The sequence below is a fragment of the Sphingomonas sp. ABOLH genome (genome assembly GCF_003951715.1).
GTDB lineage: Bacteria > Pseudomonadota > Alphaproteobacteria > Sphingomonadales > Sphingomonadaceae > Sphingomonas > Sphingomonas hankookensis_A.
Window position 1 is genome coordinate 95,673 of record NZ_QQWV01000007.1, and the last position, 18,822, is coordinate 114,494.

13 protein-coding genes and 1 tRNA gene are annotated in these 18,822 nt (G+C 67.7%); 11 read left to right on the top strand and 3 right to left on the bottom strand.

Annotated features, from left to right (window positions below; translation table 11 throughout):
• Nucleotides 1-77: 77 nt before the first annotated feature.
• The 7 genes from CA237_RS05410 to trxA are packed head-to-tail and all read left to right on the top strand — an operon-like array spanning nt 78 to nt 11,307.
• Nucleotides 78-2,411, top strand: coding sequence for a PAS domain-containing sensor histidine kinase (locus tag CA237_RS05410; RefSeq protein WP_126013282.1), 2,334 nt, complete (start codon nt 78-80; stop codon nt 2,409-2,411).
• Nucleotides 2,411-2,851: a tRNA (adenosine(37)-N6)-threonylcarbamoyltransferase complex ATPase subunit type 1 TsaE gene (gene tsaE, locus CA237_RS05415; RefSeq protein WP_066689418.1), complete on the top strand. Its 441-nt coding sequence runs from the start codon at nt 2,411-2,413 to the stop codon at nt 2,849-2,851. The genes CA237_RS05410 and tsaE overlap by 1 nt, the downstream gene beginning before the upstream one ends.
• Nucleotides 2,836-3,807, top strand: coding sequence for a phosphotransferase (locus tag CA237_RS05420; protein WP_066689417.1), 972 nt, complete (start codon nt 2,836-2,838; stop codon nt 3,805-3,807). Before tsaE ends, CA237_RS05420 begins: the two co-directional genes overlap by 16 nt.
• The gene (locus tag CA237_RS05425; protein WP_066689416.1) at nt 3,804-4,559 is read left to right on the top strand and encodes a nucleotidyltransferase family protein; all 756 of its coding nucleotides are present in this window, start codon (nt 3,804-3,806) and stop codon (nt 4,557-4,559) included. The genes CA237_RS05420 and CA237_RS05425 overlap by 4 nt, the downstream gene beginning before the upstream one ends.
• Nucleotides 4,552-7,521, top strand: coding sequence for a double-strand break repair protein AddB (addB, locus tag CA237_RS05430; RefSeq protein ID WP_066689415.1), 2,970 nt, complete (start codon nt 4,552-4,554; stop codon nt 7,519-7,521). The genes CA237_RS05425 and addB overlap by 8 nt, the downstream gene beginning before the upstream one ends.
• Nucleotides 7,508-10,936: a double-strand break repair helicase AddA gene (addA, locus tag CA237_RS05435; protein WP_066689414.1), complete on the top strand. Its 3,429-nt coding sequence runs from the start codon at nt 7,508-7,510 to the stop codon at nt 10,934-10,936. The genes addB and addA overlap by 14 nt, the downstream gene beginning before the upstream one ends.
• Before the next feature lie 47 nt (nt 10,937-10,983).
• The gene (trxA, locus tag CA237_RS05440) at nt 10,984-11,307 is read left to right on the top strand and encodes a thioredoxin (protein ID WP_055760313.1); all 324 of its coding nucleotides are present in this window, start codon (nt 10,984-10,986) and stop codon (nt 11,305-11,307) included.
• A gap of 301 nt (nt 11,308-11,608) precedes the next feature.
• Here trxA and argJ read toward each other — a convergent pair whose 3' ends face one another.
• Entirely contained in the window at nt 11,609-12,835 is a 1,227-nt protein-coding gene (argJ, locus tag CA237_RS05445) for a bifunctional glutamate N-acetyltransferase/amino-acid acetyltransferase ArgJ (RefSeq protein WP_126013249.1), read from the bottom strand.
• Nucleotides 12,836-12,987: 152 nt separating this feature from the next.
• Here argJ and CA237_RS05450 point away from each other — a divergent pair, with 152 nt between their 5' ends.
• From CA237_RS05450 to secA, 3 genes are all read left to right on the top strand, one after another.
• A complete protein-coding gene (locus CA237_RS05450) occupies nt 12,988-13,254 on the top strand; it encodes an energy transducer TonB (RefSeq protein WP_164523838.1) in 267 nt (88 codons plus the stop codon).
• A 98-nt stretch (nt 13,255-13,352) separates the two neighbouring features.
• The gene (locus CA237_RS05455; protein ID WP_126013255.1) at nt 13,353-13,607 is read left to right on the top strand and encodes a hypothetical protein; all 255 of its coding nucleotides are present in this window, start codon (nt 13,353-13,355) and stop codon (nt 13,605-13,607) included.
• An 89-nt stretch (nt 13,608-13,696) separates the two neighbouring features.
• Nucleotides 13,697-16,444, top strand: coding sequence for a preprotein translocase subunit SecA (gene secA, locus CA237_RS05460; RefSeq protein WP_126013258.1), 2,748 nt, complete (start codon nt 13,697-13,699; stop codon nt 16,442-16,444).
• Nucleotides 16,445-16,818: 374 nt separating this feature from the next.
• On the opposite strand, the gene CA237_RS05465 is transcribed toward secA, so the two are convergent.
• Complete coding sequence (locus tag CA237_RS05465) at nt 16,819-17,430, bottom strand: hypothetical protein (RefSeq protein WP_241215439.1); 612 nt, start codon at nt 17,428-17,430, stop codon at nt 16,819-16,821.
• Between the two features lie 239 nt (nt 17,431-17,669).
• Here CA237_RS05465 and CA237_RS05470 point away from each other — a divergent pair, with 239 nt between their 5' ends.
• Nucleotides 17,670-18,560, top strand: coding sequence for a hypothetical protein (locus tag CA237_RS05470; RefSeq protein WP_126013261.1), 891 nt, complete (start codon nt 17,670-17,672; stop codon nt 18,558-18,560).
• Nucleotides 18,561-18,709: 149 nt separating this feature from the next.
• On the opposite strand, the gene CA237_RS05475 is transcribed toward CA237_RS05470, so the two are convergent.
• Nucleotides 18,710-18,784 (bottom strand) — tRNA-Asn (locus CA237_RS05475).
• Between the last annotated feature and the right edge of the window lie 38 nt (nt 18,785-18,822).

The following is an 18,822-nucleotide window of genomic DNA, read 5'->3' on the forward strand; positions in this document are numbered from 1 at the left end:
GACTAGGCAGGGGGCGTGCCCATGTCCGCCGTTCCTTCGTCTGCCCGCGAGGCGCTTGCTTGATTACGCTCAGCCTGATGGCCGCCATCCTGTCCGGTGTCGTGCTGGCGCTGCTGGTGGGGGCAAGCGCGTGGATGCTGCATGCCGGCCTGTCCGCACGGCGGCGGGCGGCGGCGGATGCGGCGTCGTTCGCGTCGCTGAACGCCACCCTGTCCGCATCGCCGGCGCTGGCGATGGTGGTGCGGGCCGATGGGCGATTGCTGCTCGACCAGCCGCTGGCCGACCGGCTGGGGCGCAGCGACATGCCGGCGTCGCTGGCCGATCTGGGCAATGCCGATAGCGGGCTGGAGCCGGGCAGTGCCGACCGGCTGGTCGATGCGATTACCGCGGCACTGCGCGGGGGCAAGCCGTTCCGCACCGTCGTGCGCGCGACCGGTTCGGCGCGGTCGTTGTTCGCGATTGGCGAGCGGGCGCCGGCGGCCCTCAATACGCCGGGCGGGGTGCTGGTCTGGTTCTTCGACGCGACCGAATTCCATGACGAGATCGCGACGCTGGGCGCCGAGGCCGAGGAATATCGCGCGGCGTTCGAAGCGCTCTCCAGCCTGATCGAGGCGGCACCGATGCCGATGTGGTATCGCGACGACAGCCTGCGCCTGGCCATGGTCAACACCGCCTATGTCCGCGCGGTCGATGCCGCCGATGCCGCAGAGGTGATCGCGCGCCAGGTCGAACTGGTCGAGGGCGTCGGCATGGGCGGGCCGCTGGCCAGCGCGGCGATCGCGCGCGATACCGGACAGCCGCAGGTCGCGGCGATGCCGGCGACGATCAATGGCGAACGGCGGATGCTGCGCGTCCACGACATGCCGCTGCGCGACGGTGGGACCGGCGGCTTCGCAATCGACGTGCACGAGATCGAGGAAGCGCGCGGCAAGCTGAAGCGCAGCCGCGAGGCGCAGCGGGCGATGCTCGACCGGCTGTCGGCGGGCGTGGCGCAATTCGCGCCGGATCGTACGCTCGTCTTCTACAACCAGCCGTTCGGCCGCACCTTTGCGATGAAGCCCGAATGGCTGGCCGACCGGCCCGAATTCGACCGGGTGCTCGACCGGATGCGCGAGGCCAAGCGGCTTCCCGAAGTCCGGGACTTTCCGGGGTGGAAGGCGGAGCGGCGCGACTGGTTCCGCGCGGCCGAGGGCGCGATCGAGGAACAATGGCATCTGCCCGGCGGCACCCATCTGCGCGTCGTGGCGCAACCGCTGCCCGAAGGCGGGTTACTTCTGATCTTCGAGGATCGCACCGAACAGGTGCAGCTCGCCAGCGCCCGCGACACGCTGCTGCGGGTGCGCACCGCGACGTTCGACAATCTGTTCGAGGCGCTGGGCGTGTTCGCGGCGGATGGGCGGTTGCAGATCTGGAACGCGAAGTTCCGGCAGGTCTGGGGGCTGGACGACGCGTTCCTCGATTCCCACCCGCGGGTCGATGCGCTGGCTGAGCGGGTCGCCGACAGCCTCGCCAGTCCCGGCAAGGCGGCGCTGATCCCCGAACTGGTCCGCTTCGCCACGCAGCAGCGGATGCAGCGTTCGGGCCGCTTCGCCATGGCCGATGGGCGGCATTATGAGTTTGGCGCGGTGCCGCTGCCCGATGGCAACGCGCTGCTGACCATGCTCGACATCTCCGACAGCCGGCGGATGGAACAGGCGCTGCGCGACCGCAACGAGGCGCTGGAGGCGGCGGACCGGGTGAAGACCGCGTTCGTCGCGTCGATGAGCTACGAACTGCGCACGCCGCTGACCTCGATCAAGGGGTTCGCCGAGATGTTGCAGGCGGGCTATGCCGGCAAGCTGACGCAGGACGGCGCGCGTTATACCGACGCGATCCTCGAATCGGTCGAGCGGCTGGGCGGGTTGATCGACGACACGCTCGACCTGACCGCCAACGAAACCACGCCGGTCGCACGCGCTACGGTGCCGTTGAAGATGATCGCGACCGAGGCTGCCGATGCGGCGCGGGCGGCGGCGACGGCGCGTGGCGTCGAACTGGCGGTGGAGATCGCACCGACCGCCGGGGTGATGCTGGGCGATGCGCGGCGGTTGCGGCAGGCGGTGGGCCATCTGCTCGACCATGCCATCGGCGGGTTGCGGCAGGGCGGGCGCGTGCTGCTGCATGTCGACGGCGATGCGCAGCGGGCGCGGATCGTGGTGTCGGACGACGGTCCCGGCATGTCCAAGGACGCGGTGGCGCGCGCGTTCGACCGCTTTGCCCAGGCCGGCGCGACGCGGGTCGGGGAACGCGCGCTCAGCCTCGACCTGCCGCTCGCCCGACAGGCGGTCGAGGCGCATGGCGGGACGATCGAGCTGGTGTCCGAAAAGGGCGTCGGCACGATGGTCACCATCGACCTGCCGCGCGAGCCGTGATGCATCTGCCGGACGAAGCGGCGGCGCATGCGCTCGGGGCGAAGCTGGCGGCGGTGGTGCAGCCGGGTGACGTGATCGCGCTGTCGGGGCCGCTCGGCGCAGGCAAGACGAGTATCGCGCGCGGGGTGTTGGCGGCACTGGGGCTGGCGGGGGAGGCGCCCTCGCCGAGCTTCGCGATCGTCCAGCCCTATGATCCGCCGGAGGTGCGCCTGAGCGTCCTGCACGTCGATCTGTACCGGATCGAGGAACCGGACGAGGCGCTCGAACTGGGACTGGACGAGGCGGACGATGCGCTGCTGCTCGTCGAATGGCCCGAACGGCTGGGCGACGATCCTTGGCCGGATGCCCTTTGGCTGACCCTCGCGTTCGACGAAGCGGGCGGGCGGCGCTTGACAGCGCGCGTGCCGGACGCTTGGGAAAGCCGATGGCCGCTGATCTGAACCCGCGCGATGCGGCTGTCCCGTTCCTCACTGACGCCGGCTGGGGCGAAGCGCAGATATTGCCCTTGGCGGTCGATGCCTCGTTCCGCCGCTACTACCGCGTGATCGAGGCGGGGCGCAGCGCGGTGCTGATGGACGCGCCGCCGCCCGAGGATACGCGCAAGTTCGCCCATATGGCGGCATGGCTGGGCGAACGGGGCTTTGCCGCGCCCGCGATCCTGGCCGACGATGCTGCTGCCGGCTTCATGCTGCTGGAGGATTTCGGCGACATGCGGATGCGCGAGACGGTCGACGCCGCACCCGAAAGCGAAGGCCGGCTATATGCCGCCGCCGTCGACCAGCTGCTCCGCCTGCAACGCCATGAGCCGGCCCCGGTCCCTCCCTACGACCGCGCGTTCATCCTGCGCGAGGCGAACCTGCTGATCGAATGGTATTGCGACGCGCTGGGCCTCACCGTCGATACCGAAGGTTATGTAGCGGCATGGAATGCGGCGTTCGACGCGCTGCCCGACATGCCGGTCGTCACCGTGCTGCGCGACTATCACGCCGAAAATCTGATGCTGCTCGACGATGCGCGGCTGGGGCTGCTCGATTTCCAGGACGCGCTGGCCGGGCATCCGGCGTACGACCTCGTGTCGCTGTTGCAGGATGCGCGGCGCGATGTGCCGGCGGTGGTCGAGGCGTCGATGCTCGCCCGCTATCGGGAGTCGACCGGCGTGGGCGACGGGTTCGACGCCGCCTATCATCTGTTCGGCGCGCAGCGGAACGCGAAGATCCTCGGCATCTTCACCCGGCTGTGGCGGCGCGACGGCAAGCCGCGCTATGGCGCGCTGTGTCCGCGCGTGTGGCGCTATCTGGAGCGTGACCTGACCCATCCGGCGCTGGCCGGGGTCGCGCGCTGGTTCGATCTCAACATCCCGTCGCCCAAGCGCGGCGATCCGCAGGAACTCGCATGACCACGCTCCGTTCGATCCGTCCCCATCCGCAAGCGACGGTGCCCGAAACCGCGATGGTGATGGCGGCGGGGCTGGGCAAGCGGATGCGCCCGCTGACCGCGATGCGGCCCAAGCCGCTGGTCGAGGTCGCCGGCAAGCCGCTGATCGATCACGTGTTCGACCGGTTGCGCGGGGCGGGGGTCAAGCGCGCGGTGGTCAATGTCCATTACCTGGCCGATGCGATGGAAGCGCATCTCAAGCACCGTGTGAAGGGCATCGACGTCGCGGTGTCCGACGAACGCGCGAAGCTGCTGGAGACCGGCGGCGGGCTGGTACAGGCGCGCGAGCTGATCGGCGACCAGCCGTTCGTCTGCGTCAATTCGGACAATCTGTGGGTCGACGGCCCGGTCGACTCGATCCGGCTGCTCAGCAATTTGTGGGACGACGACCGGATGGACGCGCTGCTGCTGCTGGTGCCGCAGGCGCTGGCGCACGGCCATCGCGGGCAGGGCGATTTCCACATCGACGCGATGGGCCGCATCACCGGCCGTCGCAAGCCCGGCCGGCTTGCGCCGTTCGTGTTCACCGGCGTCCAGATCCTGTCGCCGCGCGTCATCGCCGACTGGCCGGAAGGCGCGTTTTCTACCAACTTGTTCTGGAACCGCGCGATCGAAGCCGGGCGCGCCTATGGCGTGGTGCACCAGGGGCTGTGGTTCGATGTCGGCACGCCGGGCGCGATCGCGATGACGGAGGCGGTCCTCGCCGATGGCTGAGGGGCGGCGCCTCAGCCTCTATACCATCCCGATCCATCGGGCATTTGCCGATGCGCTGGCGGTCGGGCTGATCCGCCGGTTCGGCGGCGACCGGCTGGCGCTGGCGCAGGGCATGGTTCTGGTGCCGACCAACCGCGCCAAGCGGACGGTGCAGGAAGCGTTCGTGCGCGCCAGCGGCGGCGGGTTGCTGCTCCCCCGCCTCGTCGCGATCGGCGACCCCGAACTGGACGAAGGCGTCGGCAGCTTTGCCGATCCGGCCGACCAGGAACCGATCCCGCCCGCGATCGATCCGCTCGCCCGACGGATGATCCTCGCCCGGCTGGTGACCGAGGAGCGCCAGCGCGCCGGGCGTCCGGTCGATGCGGCGGAGGCGGTGCGACTGGCCGGTGACCTTGCCGCGACCCTCGACCAGCTGCTGGTCGAGGAGGTCGATCCGGCACGGCTGCGCACCCTCGACCTCGACGAAACATTGTCGGCGCATTGGGAACGCTCGCTCGACCTGTTCCGCATCGTGCTCGACCGCTGGCCCGGCGAACTGGCGGCGCTGGGGCGGATCGATCTGGCCGACCGGCGGACCCGGCTGCTCGGGCGGCTGTGCGCGCGCTGGGCGGTCGATCCGCCCAAGGGGTTCGTCTGCGCGGCGGGCATCGCCACCAACGCGCCGGCGATCGCCCGCATCCAGCGCTGCGTCGCCGGCCTGCCGCGCGGGATGGTCGTGCTGCCCGGCCTCGACCTGGCGATGGACGATGACGAATGGGCGTCGCTCGGCCCCCATGCGCCCGATCCCGTCACCGGCCGGCGCAAGCGGTCGATCGAGACGCACCCACAATATCATTTGAAGCTGCTGCTCGACCGGATGGGCGTCAACCGCCACGAATTCGTCCGCTGGCAGGCGGCGAGCGAGCATGACGCGACCCCGACGCGCAGCCGCGCCATTGCCACCGCGCTCAGTCCCGCCGAGCGGACGCACCACTGGATCGACGTGCCCGCCGCCGACCGGCGCCTGTCCGGTGTGCGGATGGTCGAACTGGCGACCCCGGCCGAGGAAGCGCAGGCGATCGCCGTCGCGCTGCGCGAGGCGTTGGAGACGCCCGGCCGCACCGCCGCGCTGGTGACTCCCGACCGGATGCTCGCGCGACGGGTGGCGGCGCACATGGCGCGCTGGGGTGTCAGTGTCGACGATTCCGCCGGGCAGCCGCTGTCGCTGCTCGCGCCCGGTACGTTGCTGCTGGCGTTGGTCGAGGCGGCGGCGCAGGCGTTCGCGCCGGTCGCGTTGCTGTCGCTGCTGAAACATCCGTTGGTGAAGAGCGGGGACGCCGAACAGCGGGTGCTGTGGCTCGATGGTGTGCGCCGGCTCGACCGGGCGTTGCGCGGCCCGCGTCCGGCGCCGGGCTTGGCAGGGATCGAACGTCATCTGCGCGAGGGCGAGCCGCGCGATGCCGCGATCCGCGCGGCGGCGGCGGGCTTCTGGGAAATCGCCTGTCCGCTGCTGACGCCGCTCGCCGACATCTTCGCATCCGGGCCGCAGCCGCTCGTCCGCCTGCTGGGGGTGCTGCGCGAGACGGCGACCACGCTGGCGGGCGACGCGGCGTGGAGTCGGCCCGAAGGCCGCGCCGCTGCCGAACTGATCGCCGCGCTGGAGGAACAGGCGGCGATCGGCCCGCCCTTGGTCGATCCCCGTGTGCTGCCCGCGCTCCTGCGCACCTTGCTGGACGAAGTGGCGGTGCGTCCGCCGCAGGGCGCGCATCCGCGCCTCGCCATTCTCGGCCTGCTCGAAGCGCGGTTGCAGACCGCCGACCTGATGATCCTCGGCGGCCTGAACGAAGGGGTGTGGCCGGCGCTGCCGTCACCCGATCCGTGGCTTGCCCCGCGCATTCGCGCCGATCTGGGCCTGCCCGGTCTCGAACGCCGTATCGGCCTTGCCGCGCATGATTTTGCCGGGGCGATGGGCGCGCCCGACGTGGTGCTCACCCGCGCGGCGCGCGACGCGACCGCGCCGACCATCGCGTCACGGCTGTGGCTGCGGTTGCAGGCGCTGGACGACAATCTGGAGCGTGCAGGGCATTTGCGCGACTGGGCGCGGGCGATCGACCGGCCCGCATCCTTTGCTGCCGCAGCGCGCCCCGCACCGCGCCCGCCGGTAGCACAGCGCCCGCGCCGCATCTCGGTGACCGAGGTCGACCGCATGAAGGCCGACCCTTACGCCTTCTATGCGCGGCGGATGCTGCGCCTGTCGCCGATGGACGCGGTCGATGCCGATGCGACCGCCGCATGGCGGGGAACGGCGGTGCACGGCGTGCTCGAACGCTGGGCGCGCGAGGACGGGCTGGACCCGGCGAAGCTGCGCCGCCGGTTGCAGGCGCTGTCCGACGATCCGCGCACCCATCCGCTGCTGCGGGCATTGTGGGTGCCGCGCCTGCGCGAGGCGATCGACTGGGTCGCGTCGCTGACGCACCAGAAGCTGGCCGAGGGGCGCGACGTGGCGGCGGTCGAATGCGACGGCAAGCTCGCCATCGCCGGGGTCGAACTGTCGGGCAAGGCCGACCGGATCGATCGCGCCGCCGACGGCAGTCTCGCGATCATCGACTATAAGACCGGCAAGGCGCCGAGCGGCAAGGCGGTGGCCGCCGGCTACAGTCTGCAACTGGGGCTGCTGGGCTTGATGGCCGAACGCGGCTGCTTCGCCGGGGTGCGCGGCACGGCAAGCGCGTTCGAATATTGGTCGCTGATCAAGGACAAGGACAGCTTCGGCAAGTTCACCACCCCGGTCAACGCCAACGGCACCGGCGGCAAGATTGCTACGGCGGAATTCGTCGCCACCGCGCTGCGTCATTTCGAGGATGCGGTCGCCCGCTTCCTGACCGGCGACGAAGCCTTTACCGCCAAGCTGGTGCCCGAATATGCCATCTATGCCGATTACGACCAGCTGATGCGCCGCGACGAATGGTATGGCCGTGAGTGAGGTCCGCGCGCTCCAGCGGTTGAAGAACGACCAGGCGGCGGCCAGCGACCCGCATCGCCATGTCTGGCTGTCGGCGTCGGCCGGCACCGGCAAGACGCACGTGCTGTCGGCGCGGGTGTTTCGCCTGCTGCTGCGCGGGGTCGATCCCGCCGCGATCCTGTGCCTGACCTTTACCAAGGCGGGCGCGGCGGAAATGGCCGAACGCGTCGCCAGCCGATTGGCGCGCTGGGTCCGCCTGCCGACCGCCGAGTTGAAGGCCGATCTGTTTGCGTTGGGTGAGGACGTGAACGACCCGGCGCTGCTCGCCCGCGCCCGCACCCTGTTCGCCCGCGTCCTCGACGCGCCGGGCGGCGGCGTGCGTATCCAGACGATCCACGGATTCTGCCAGAGCCTGCTCGCCGGCTTCCCGGTCGAGGCGGGGCTGGTCCCCGGCTTCCGCCCGCTCGAGGCGCGCGAGGAAGCGGGCATGGCGCGTGAGGCGCTGGCCGAACTGCTGGTCGAGGAACAGCGCACCGGGTCGAGCCGTATCGGCGATGCCATTGCCGCCATGTCACTGCGCATGGGCGAGGGCGCGGCCGAGAATTTCCTGCGCGAATGTGCCAAGCGGCCGCAGGCGATGACTGAACTGCCGAGCGGCATTCAGCCGTTCCTGCGCCGTGCGCTGGACCTGCCGTCGATGCCGATCGACGAAATGCTGGCGGAAGCGTGCAGCGACGACGAATTCGACTGCGACGCCTTGGAACGGCTGGCCGCCGCCAACCTCGCCTGGGGCACGGCGACGGGCAAGAAGACGCATGGCGCGATCATGGACTGGCTGGCTGCCAGCCCGGTCGAGCGCGCCGCGCGGGTCCGCGACATCCGCAAGATCTTCTTCACGGCCGAGGACACGCTGCGCAAGGCGTCGGCCAAACTGGTCGCCGCCGAACCCGATTATGACGAACTGGCCTATGCGGTCGGCGGCCGTGCCGGTGAGCTGATCGAGGAAGCCGCACGCATGGGCTATGCCGATGCGCTGGCCGACGCGCTGGAGGCGGGGCGTGCTTATGCCGACGCCTATGTCCGTGCCAAGCGTCGGGCGGGCGCGGTCGATTTCGACGATCTGATCCGCGAGACGCTGAACCTGCTGGCGCAACCGGGCATCGGCGACTGGGTCCGCTTCAAGCTCGACCAGACCACCGAACATGTCCTGATCGACGAGGCGCAGGACACCAATCCCCAGCAATGGGCGATCGTCCGTTCGCTGGTCGAGGAATTCTTCAGCGGCGATGCGGTGCGGACGGCGGGGATGCGGACGCTGTTCGTCGTCGGTGACTACAAGCAGGCGATCTTCGGTTTCCAGGGCACCGACCCGATCTATTTCCGCGCGGCGCATGTCGATTTCGAACGCCGTGCCGCACTGCCCGACGATTATCGCGGCGATGCGCGCGAGCTGGATACGTTGTCGCTGACCCACAGCTTCCGCACGACGCGCCCGGTGCTGGAATTCGTCGACGCCGCCATCGCCGCCTTGCCCGACCCCGGCATGGGCATCGACGCGCCCGACACCCATGACAGCGAGGTGCCCGGCCCCGGCACCGTCACCCTCTGGGCACCGACCGTGGTCGAGACGCCCGACGATGCCGAGGAAGGCTGGATCGACGACGTCACCCGCGTCATCGCGACGAAGATCGCGCGCGAAATCGCCGGCTGGATCGGCACGCTGCCGCTGGAATCCAAGGGGCGGATGCTTCAGCCCGGCGACATCATGGTGCTGGTCAAGCGGCGCGGCGACCTCGCCTCGCTGATCGTCGCGCGGCTCTATGCGGAGGGGGTGCCGGTGGCGGGCGTCGACCGGCTGCGGCTCGATGCGCCGCTGGCGGTCAAGGATTTGCTCGCCGCGATCCGCTTCGCGCTGCAACCCGATGACGATTTGAGCCTTGCCTGCCTGCTCGTATCCCCGCTGATCGGCTGGACGCAGGAGCAACTGCTCGCAGGGGCACTGCGCGAGAGCGGAAGCCTGTGGCGGCATCTGCGCCGGACGAACAGCGAGGTGGTCGAACCGCTGTCGCGCATCCTGCGCCGTGCCGATTTCGCGACGCCCTATCGCTTCCTTGAGGAACTGTTGTCGGGCGAGATGGACGGCCGCCGCAAGCTGATCGCGCGGCTGGGGGAGGAGGCGCGCGACCCGATCGACGAGCTGCTCAACGCCGCTTTGTCGTTCGAAAGCGTCGCCACATCGTCGCTGCAACGTTTCGTCGAATGGTTCGACCGGGGCGAGGTGGAGATCAAGCGCGACGCCGGCGGCTCGGGCGGCGCGGTGCGGGTGATGACCGCGCACGGGTCGAAGGGGTTGCAGGCGCCGCTGGTGCTGCTGGCCGATGCCGCGATCGATCCGGAGAACAGCCGGCGCGGGGTCGTCCAATGGGCACCCGAAAGCCATGACGGCGCAGCCTTCCCGCTGTTCCGCCCGCGTGGCAGCGAGGCGGGCACCCCGGTCGACGGCGCCTTTGCCGCCAGCGACCGCCGCGAGTTGGAGGAGCATTGGCGGCTCTTCTACGTCGCGGCGACCCGTGCCGAGGAGCGGCTGGTCATCGCCGGCGCGCCATCACCGAAGTGCAAGGGCATTCCGCCGGCGCTCAGCTGGTACAGCGCCGCCGCCGCCGCTTTCGATGCGCTTGGGGTGCCGGGGAGCGAGGACGGTGACCGGCTGTTCACCGGCCTGACGCCGCAACCCCCGATCGCCGTCAGGGCACGGTCGGCAACCGCACCGGCCGCCGCCGCATCGGCGCCCGCCTGGCTCCGCGCGCCGGCCCCCGCCGAGGCCCGCCCGCCGCGCCCGCTCGCCCCGTCGGCAGTGGGCGAGGACGAGGTGTCCGATCCGCCGCCCACCGCGACGATGCGCGCGGCAGCGGAGCGGGGCAGGCTGCTCCACCAGCTGTTCGAACGCCTTCCCGAACTGCCACGCCACGAGCGCGCCAATGCCGCCGGACGCTGGCTGGCCGGCGCGGCGGGCGTCGAGGATGCCGCCCTCCGTCGCCGGGTGACGCGCGACGCGATGGCGGTGCTCGACGATCCGGCCTTTGCCGACTTGTTCGGCCCCGACGCGCTGGCCGAAGCGCCGATCGCAGCGGTCGTTGGCACGCAGGTCGTCGCCGGCACGGTCGACCGGCTGTGCGTCGGCAGCGACACGGTGCGCGTGGTCGACTTCAAGACCGGCCGCCGCGTGCCCGACACGGTCGAGGACATTCCGGTCTATCACCTGCGGCAGATGGCGGCCTATGCCGCCGCACTGCGCGTCATCTTTCCCGACCACGCGGTAGAGGCGGCGTTGCTCTACACCGCCGGTCCGCGCCTGTTCGTCCTGCCCGGCGAACTGCTCGACGCGCACAAGCCCGGCTTGGGGGCGGGGGAACAAAGCTTGCCCCGCACAGCTTGAGGTGCCGGCCCCCCGATCATAGATACTGGCGCAAGAAGGAGATTATCATGCCGACCAAGACCGTTACCGACGCCAGCTTTTCCGCCGACGTGCTGCAATCCGACAAGCCGGTGCTGGTCGATTTCTGGGCGGACTGGTGCGGCCCGTGCAAGATGATCGCTCCGGCGCTGGAAGAAATCGCCGACGAACTGGGCGACAAGGTGACGATCGCCAAGGTCGACATCATGGCCAACCCCGACACCGCCGGGTCGATGGGCGTCCAGTCGATCCCGCTGCTGAAGCTGTTCAAGAACGGCCAGCCGGTCGCCGACCTGCTCGGCGCGCGGCCGAAGAGCCAGCTGAAGGCGTGGCTCGAGGGTGAACTGGGCTGATGCCGCCGGCGGCGGACCATCGCCGCCGCTGACCGGAATACCTATCGTCGCCCCGGGCTTGACCCGGGTTCCCGCTTCTTCTTCCTCGACTGAGCCGTGAGAAGAAGCGTGACCCCGGATCAAGTCCGGGGTGACGGTTATGTGCGGGGCGTCAACATCCCCAGGCATCCCTGCCACAACCGTCGCCCCAGCGGAGGCTGAGGCATCGACTGACTCCTGTCCCGCGCTATCCGCCACAGATCCCGGCCTCCGCCGGGATGACGCGAGGTTCAACGGGACGAAAGCGGCCTTCCGTCGCCCCTCAGCTCCGATAATCGGCGTTGATCGAAATATAGCCGTGCGTCAGGTCGCAGGTCCACACCGTCGCGCGGCCTTCACCCAGATGCAGGTCGACGCCGATCTCGACCTCCTGACCCTTCAGATGCGCCGCTACCGGCGCTTCGTCGTAACCGGCTACCGCCAGCCCGCCTTCGGCGACCTGCGTCGTGCCGAACCGGATCGACAGCTTGTCACGCTCGGCCGGTTCGCCCGCCTTGCCGACCGCCATGACGACACGGCCCCAATTCGCATCTTCGCCCGCGATGGCAGTCTTCACCAAGGGCGAATTGGCGATGCTCATCGCGATGCGGTGCGCGCTGCCGTCGCTCTCGGCCCCTTCGACGGTAATGGCGATGAACTTGGTCGCGCCTTCGCCGTCGCGTACCACCAGATGCGCCAGTTGCCGGCACAGGTCATGCAGCGCCGCCGCGAACGCATCGGCCCCGTCATCATCGAACGACGCGATCGGCGCATTCCCCGCCGCCCCGGTGGCAAAGGCCAACACGGTGTCGCTGGTCGAGGTATCGCCATCGACCGTGATGCACGAAAAGGTCTGGCGGTTGGCCGCCTCCAGCGCGCTTTGCAGGAACGCCGGATCGACCGCCGCATCGGTGAAGATGAAGCCGAGCATCGTCGCCATGTCCGGCGCGATCATGCCCGACCCCTTGATCACGCCCGACAGCTTGACCGTCCGGTCGCCGATCCTGGCGGTGGTGAACGCACCCTTGGTAAAGGTGTCGGTCGTGCCGATCGTCTCGGCCACCGCTTCCCAGCCACAGGATTCGGCGACGAACGCGGCGTCGAGGCCCGCTTCTGCCTTGTCGATCGGCAGCGGCACGCCGATCACGCCGGTCGAGGCGACGAACACGTCGGACGGCTGGCATGCCATCGCCTGCGCGGTGCGCGCCGCGATCGCTTCGACCGCGGCACGGCCCCGGTCGCCGGTAAAGGCGTTGGAGTTGCCGGCATTGACCACCAGCGCCCGCGCCCGGCCCAGCACCAGCGCGCGACGGCACCATTCCACCTCGGGCGAGGGGCATTTGCTGTTGGTCAGTACGCCGGCGACCGCCGTCCCCTCGGCCAGCGTCACGAAGGTCAGGTCGCACCGGTCCCAATTCTTGTACCGCGCCCGCGCGACGCGCAGCGTAACGCCTCCGATCTGCGGCAGCGCGGGAAACGGCGTGGCGAGCGGGGAGGTGGCAGTCGACATGGGCGCAGGGTCCGGTCTAGCCTGCGCCGGGTTCGGGGCAGGGGGTGGCAATGCGACGGTTCCTACGCATGGGCGCGGCGGTTGCAACGCTTTGTTGGGGTGGCGGGGTTTGCGCACAGACACCACCCGAAAGGATCGGTGCCGCCACATGGTTGACCGACGACGATTATCCGGAGGTGGCGCTTCGGCGGGGCGAAGAAGGTGTCGTGAAGTTCGCGATCGATGTCGACCGGCGGGGAAGGGTTGAAGGGTGCCGTATCCTCGAGTCGGCCGGCGCTTCGTTGGATCAGGCGACGTGTCGCGGACTGTTGACGCGGTTGCGATTCAAGCCGGCGCGTGACGCGGATGGAAAGGCCGTAGCGGGCGTTTGGCAGCGTGAGATGCGGTGGAAATTGCCGGGCCGCTCTTCCGACAAGTAGATCGACCGCGTCTGGACGCCGGGCCACCCATTCCCTATGTCTCGCCACACTTGCGGCCGGGCATCCTGTCGCGAAACCAAACCGTCTGGACGTATCGCTTGCGTTTGCTGCTGTTCCTCTCCGCGCTGCTGACGGGCCTGACCGGCCTGCTGCCCGGCGTGGGAGTCGCGAATGCGCGGCAGGTCGCACAGGCGCAGGCCGTTGCCGGGCAGATCGCGGTCGCCGTGGTCGAGGCCGGATCGGCCGCGACCGCCCGTCCGCTACAGCCGTTGGTACGCGATCCGCAGCCGCTGTTCCTGACGCCCGCGCCCCATGTCGCGGTCCGCGCGCGCACGCTACGCACCCACGAATAGCGCGCACCCGCGCCCTTCCGACCCCTTATTCCAGCGCAGCCGGCGACCGCATCGCGGCGCGCTTCCCGTAGTTTCAAGGAAATTCGCCCATGTTCGGTGGCCTCGCCAAATCGCTGTTCGGGTCGTCCAACGACCGTTACGTCAAGTCGCTCGGGTCGATCGTCGACAAGATCAATGCGTTCGAACCCACGCTGACCGCCATGTCCGACACGGAACTGGCCGCGCAGACGCCGAAGTTCCGCGAGCAGCTGGCGGGCGGCGCCAAGCTCGACTCGCTGCTCCCCGAAGCCTTCGCCACCGTCCGCGAAGCCGCGCGCCGCGTGCTCGGCATGCGCCATTTCGACGTGCAGATGGTCGGCGGCATCGTGCTGCACCGGGGCGAGATCGCCGAGATGCGCACCGGTGAGGGCAAGACGCTGGTCGCGACGCTCGCCTGCTATCTCAACGCGCTGCCCGGGGACGGCGTCCATGTCGTCACCGTCAACGACTATCTGGCGCGACGCGACGCGGCGCAGATGGGGCAGGTCTATGGCTTCCTGGGCCTCACCACCGGCGTGATCGTGCCGAACATCGCCGACCACCAGCGCCGCGAAGCCTATGCCGCCGACATCACCTATGGCACCAACAACGAATTCGGCTTCGATTACCTGCGCGACAATATGAAGTTCGACCGCGCGTCGATGACGCAGCGGCCGTTCAACTTCGCCATCGTCGACGAAGTCGACTCGATCCTGATCGACGAAGCCCGCACCCCGCTCATCATCTCCGGCCCGACCGACGACAAGTCGGACCTGTACCGCTCGGTCGACGAAATCGTGAAGCGCCTGTCGCCGGACGATTACGAGAAGGACGAGAAGCAGAAGTCGATCGTCCTGACCGAGGACGGCACCGAAAAGGTCGAACGGATGCTGGAGGATGCGGGCCTGCTGGTCGGCGCTAACCTCTACGACTTCGAGAATACGCAGGTTGTGCATCACGTGAACCAGGCGCTGCGCGCGAACGTGATGTTCAAGCGCGACACCGACTACATCGTGAAGGACGGCAAGGTCGTCATCATCGACGAATTCACCGGCCGCATGATGGACGGCCGCCGCTGGTCGGACGGCTTGCACCAGGCCGCCGAGGCGAAGGAAGGCGTGACGATCGAGCCGGAGAACCAGACGCTCGCCTCGATCACCTTCCAGAATTATTTCCGCATGTATCCGAAGCTGTCGGGCATGACCGGCACGGCGGCGACCGAAGCGCCCGAATTCTTCGACATCTACAAGATGAACGTCGTGTCGATCCCGACCAACGTGCCGGTGCGCCGCGTCGACGAAGAGGACGAATTCTACAAGACGCTCGACGACAAGTTCCGCGCCATTGCGAAGAAGATCCGCGAACATGCGTCACAGGGGCAGCCGGTGCTGGTCGGCACCGTCTCGATCGAAAAGTCGGAACTGCTGTCCGAATTCCTCACCCAGGAAGGCGTCGATCACAAGGTCCTGAACGCCCGCTATCATGAATCCGAAGCGCATATCGTGGCGCAGGCGGGGCGGCTGGGCGCGGTCACGATCGCCACCAACATGGCCGGTCGCGGCACCGACATTCAGCTGGGCGGCAATCTCGAATTCCGGATGCTCGACGAACATCCGGACCTGGTCGAGGGGACGAGCGAATATGACGCCGCCGCCGCGCGCATCCGGGCGGAGATCGTCGAGGAAAAGCAGAAGGTCTTGGACGCCGGCGGCCTGTTCGTGCTCGGCACCGAACGCCATGAAAGCCGCCGCATCGACAACCAGCTGCGCGGCCGCTCGGGGCGTCAGGGCGATCCCGGCCTGTCGCGCTTCTATCTCTGCCTCGACGACGATCTGCTGCGCATCTTCGGACCGGACACGCTGTTCGCCAAGATGATGCGCAACAATATCGAGGATGGCGAGGCGATCGGCAGCAAGTGGCTGAGCCGCGCGATCGAAACCGCGCAGAAGAAGGTCGAGGCGCGCAACTATGACGTGCGCAAGCAGGTCGTCGAATATGACGACGTGATGAACGACCAGCGCAAGGTCATCTACGAACAGCGCGCCGACATCATGGACGCCGATGCAGTGGGCGATGTCGTGGTCGACATGCGCCACGCGGTCGTCAACACCATCGTCGGCGACGCGGTGCCGCCCGACAGCTATCCCGAACAGTGGAATGTCGAGGGGCTGCGGGAACAGGCGCAGGAGCTGCTGGGCGTCGATGCGCCGGTCGCCGAATGGATCGCGAACGAGGACGGGCTGGACGCCGAAACCCTCGAGGAGCGCATCCGCACCGAAGCCGATGCGCTGGTTGAGGCCAAGTCGGCCGAACTGGACCCGGAAAGCTGGACGCAGATCGAAAAGTCGATCCTGCTCCAGACGCTCGACCACCACTGGAAGGAGCATCTGGCGATGCTCGACGCGCTCAGGGCGGTCATCCACCTGCGCGCCTATGCCCAGAAGACGCCGATCAACGAGTACAAGCAGGAGGCGTTCGCGCTGTTCGAACGGATGCTCGGCAGCATTCGCGAGGACGTGACCCGCACCATGGCGCACGCCAACTTCAACTTCCAGGCGCCGCCCGAACTGCCCGAACTGCCCGATTTCCTGACGATGCACATCGACCCGCTGACCGGTGAGGACGACAGCTGGGGCGGGGAGGGCACGCCGGGCCTGATCACCACCCGCGTGCCGATGCTGCAGATGGCCGCCCCCCAGCCCGACGAGGACCTGGGCGACGATCCCGCCAGCTGGGAAGGCCGCGTCAGCCGCAATGCGCCGTGCCCGTGCGGGTCGGGCCGCAAGTACAAGCACTGCCACGGCGCGCTGGTGGCGTAACCACTACCTCGACCGCGAAAGACGTATCCCCGCGCAGGCGGGGATCCAGGGTTACGGGCGATGGCGCTTGCGGCTCTGGATGCCTGCCTGCGCGGGATACGTTTGTCAGCTAGGCGAAGTCTCGGTCGTCTGTTGGTGACCCAACGCTCCCCCCGTCACCCCGGGCTTGACCCGGGGTCCCGCTTCTTTTTCTTCCACGCCGGCAAAGAAGCGGGACCCCGGATCAAGTCCGGGGTGACGATGACGGCTGGTGGCGCCGCTAGTCTCGCAACTGTCCCCAGCTTGAGTTGGAGCGACATGATACGGGCACAACAAAAAAGGCCGCCGCTCCCATGAGGAACGGCGGTCTTTCCGCATTCAGCCCGTAGCTTACGTTACCGGCGCGGTTCCGGCTCCATCACGCTCGGCCCCAGGCTCTGCAACACCGCGCGGGCGTCGAACGCGCGGACGTTGTTGGCAGGCTTCGGCCCGCGACCCAGCACGATTTCCGCCATCGCCTCATACTTGTCGACGGTGCGGATATCGACCGAGCGGTCGAAGAACGGATCGCCCCAGAACGGGTCCCAGGTGCGCCAGCCGAACGCCGGGCTGCGATAGCGCCATGCCGGGCCCCATCCGCCCCAGCCAAAGCCCGCGCCCCATCCGCCGAAGCCACCGACGCCCGGCGTCGAATAGGTCCGGCTGCGCAGATTGGTGTCGCGGTCGGCCATGATGAAATAGTCATAGCCGCGTTCCAGCGTCAGCTGCGCGGCGCGGTACAGCAGATAGCGCTCGACCGTCTCGCGCGACGTCAGGCTGTTGCCCGAAAAGCTGACCTGATAGCGGTTCGGCTCGATCTGCTGGTCGCTATAGCCATTGCGATAGAAGCCCGATCCGGTCGCGGGCTGATAGGGGGTAGGCGTGGCGCAGGCGGCAAGCGCGACCGCGCCGACTAGGGTGGTGCCGATCGCCCGCAGGCGGGCACGCGGGGTAGGGTGCAGCAACATCAGTTTCTCCAATGCCGCCATGGCTACCGACCCATGGCGAGGTTCCATTGCGTAAGGAACGATCCGCCGGGGGGTCGGGTCCGTGGGACGTGCAGATCAACCGTGCATGGCATGAGATTAGCGGCGGCTGAACGACGTTTTGAGCTCAGAGCACCGATCCGGTGGCCAAAATGTATCATGGCGCGGGCAATCAGCAATGATCCGTTGAAGTCTGAACAAAATCGAGAGACGCTATCGATATGGGAAAAGCATTTCTACTAGTTGTTGCGGTTGTCGCGTTGGGAGTTCCACAAGCTGGATGTGTAAGTAGAGGGATTGACCTTCAAGCAGTCGGCGACCCCACGCCCATGCCCACGTATGATGCTCCTTGCGTCCAGCAAGATAATGACGTTCGCTGTGACCTTGAGGCCCAGTTGAAAGCCGCTGACGCTGCTCGGGATGCTGCCGACTGGAACTGGTGGCAGATGGTGCTCGGAGCGCTCGGATTCGGTGGGCTTCTTTACAGCCTAAACCTGAATAGGCGTGCAACGAACGCCGCTGTTGCTGCAAACGCAGATACGGAGCGTGCCTTGAAGAGCGCGGATCGTACCGCGGATGCTGCGCAACGACAGGCGCAAGCATCAGAAGAGGCTTTGGCGATGCAGCGGGAGTTTTCCGAAAAAGAACTTCGAGCTTACGTTACGGTAAAATTTGTTAAGGCGCTGACGCTGTCCACGGGAAGTTCCAAAGAAGCGAGCGTGCAGGTCGAATATCATAATATCGGAAATACGCCTGCACTGCATGTGAGGGTAATACTTGCGTCTATATCGCCAACATATTTTAATGGAATCATATTGTCTTTGAATGATACGATAAATGGATTGGCTCCGCTTACGATTATGCCGGGCGGGACGTCATCAATATTGAGTAAGGGATACCCCCATAACGTTGTCGGCCATTTCGACCTTGATCCAAATTTTGTGGGGGCGTGGGAAGGTGGGTCTGGATACCTGATTGCGGAGGGACTTATAGAATATGAAGACGTTTTTGGAAAAAAGAGAGAAACACGGTTCAGGTACGTTCTCGACGGGAGGTCGGGGCCTAGCGTGATGCAGTTCTTTCCGGCGTCTTCAGGTAACTCTATGACCTAAATTCCTGATGTCGCGGAGTAGATGCATTGCCTGAATCAGCAGCCAGCAAAGACAAGCTCAAGATGCACCTGGCAAGCCGTTAAGCTCTCTGGGTATCGGAGCATTTAGTCTGGCCACCTTGTCCGCCCGGTCGTGCCGGGGGGTGTCGCTGGCTCCCTGAGTAGGATTCGAACCTACGGCCGCTCGATTAACAGTCGAGAGCTCTACCGCTGAGCTATCAGGGAACAACTGCGAGGCCGCGTCTTTAGCAGCGGATTCGGGC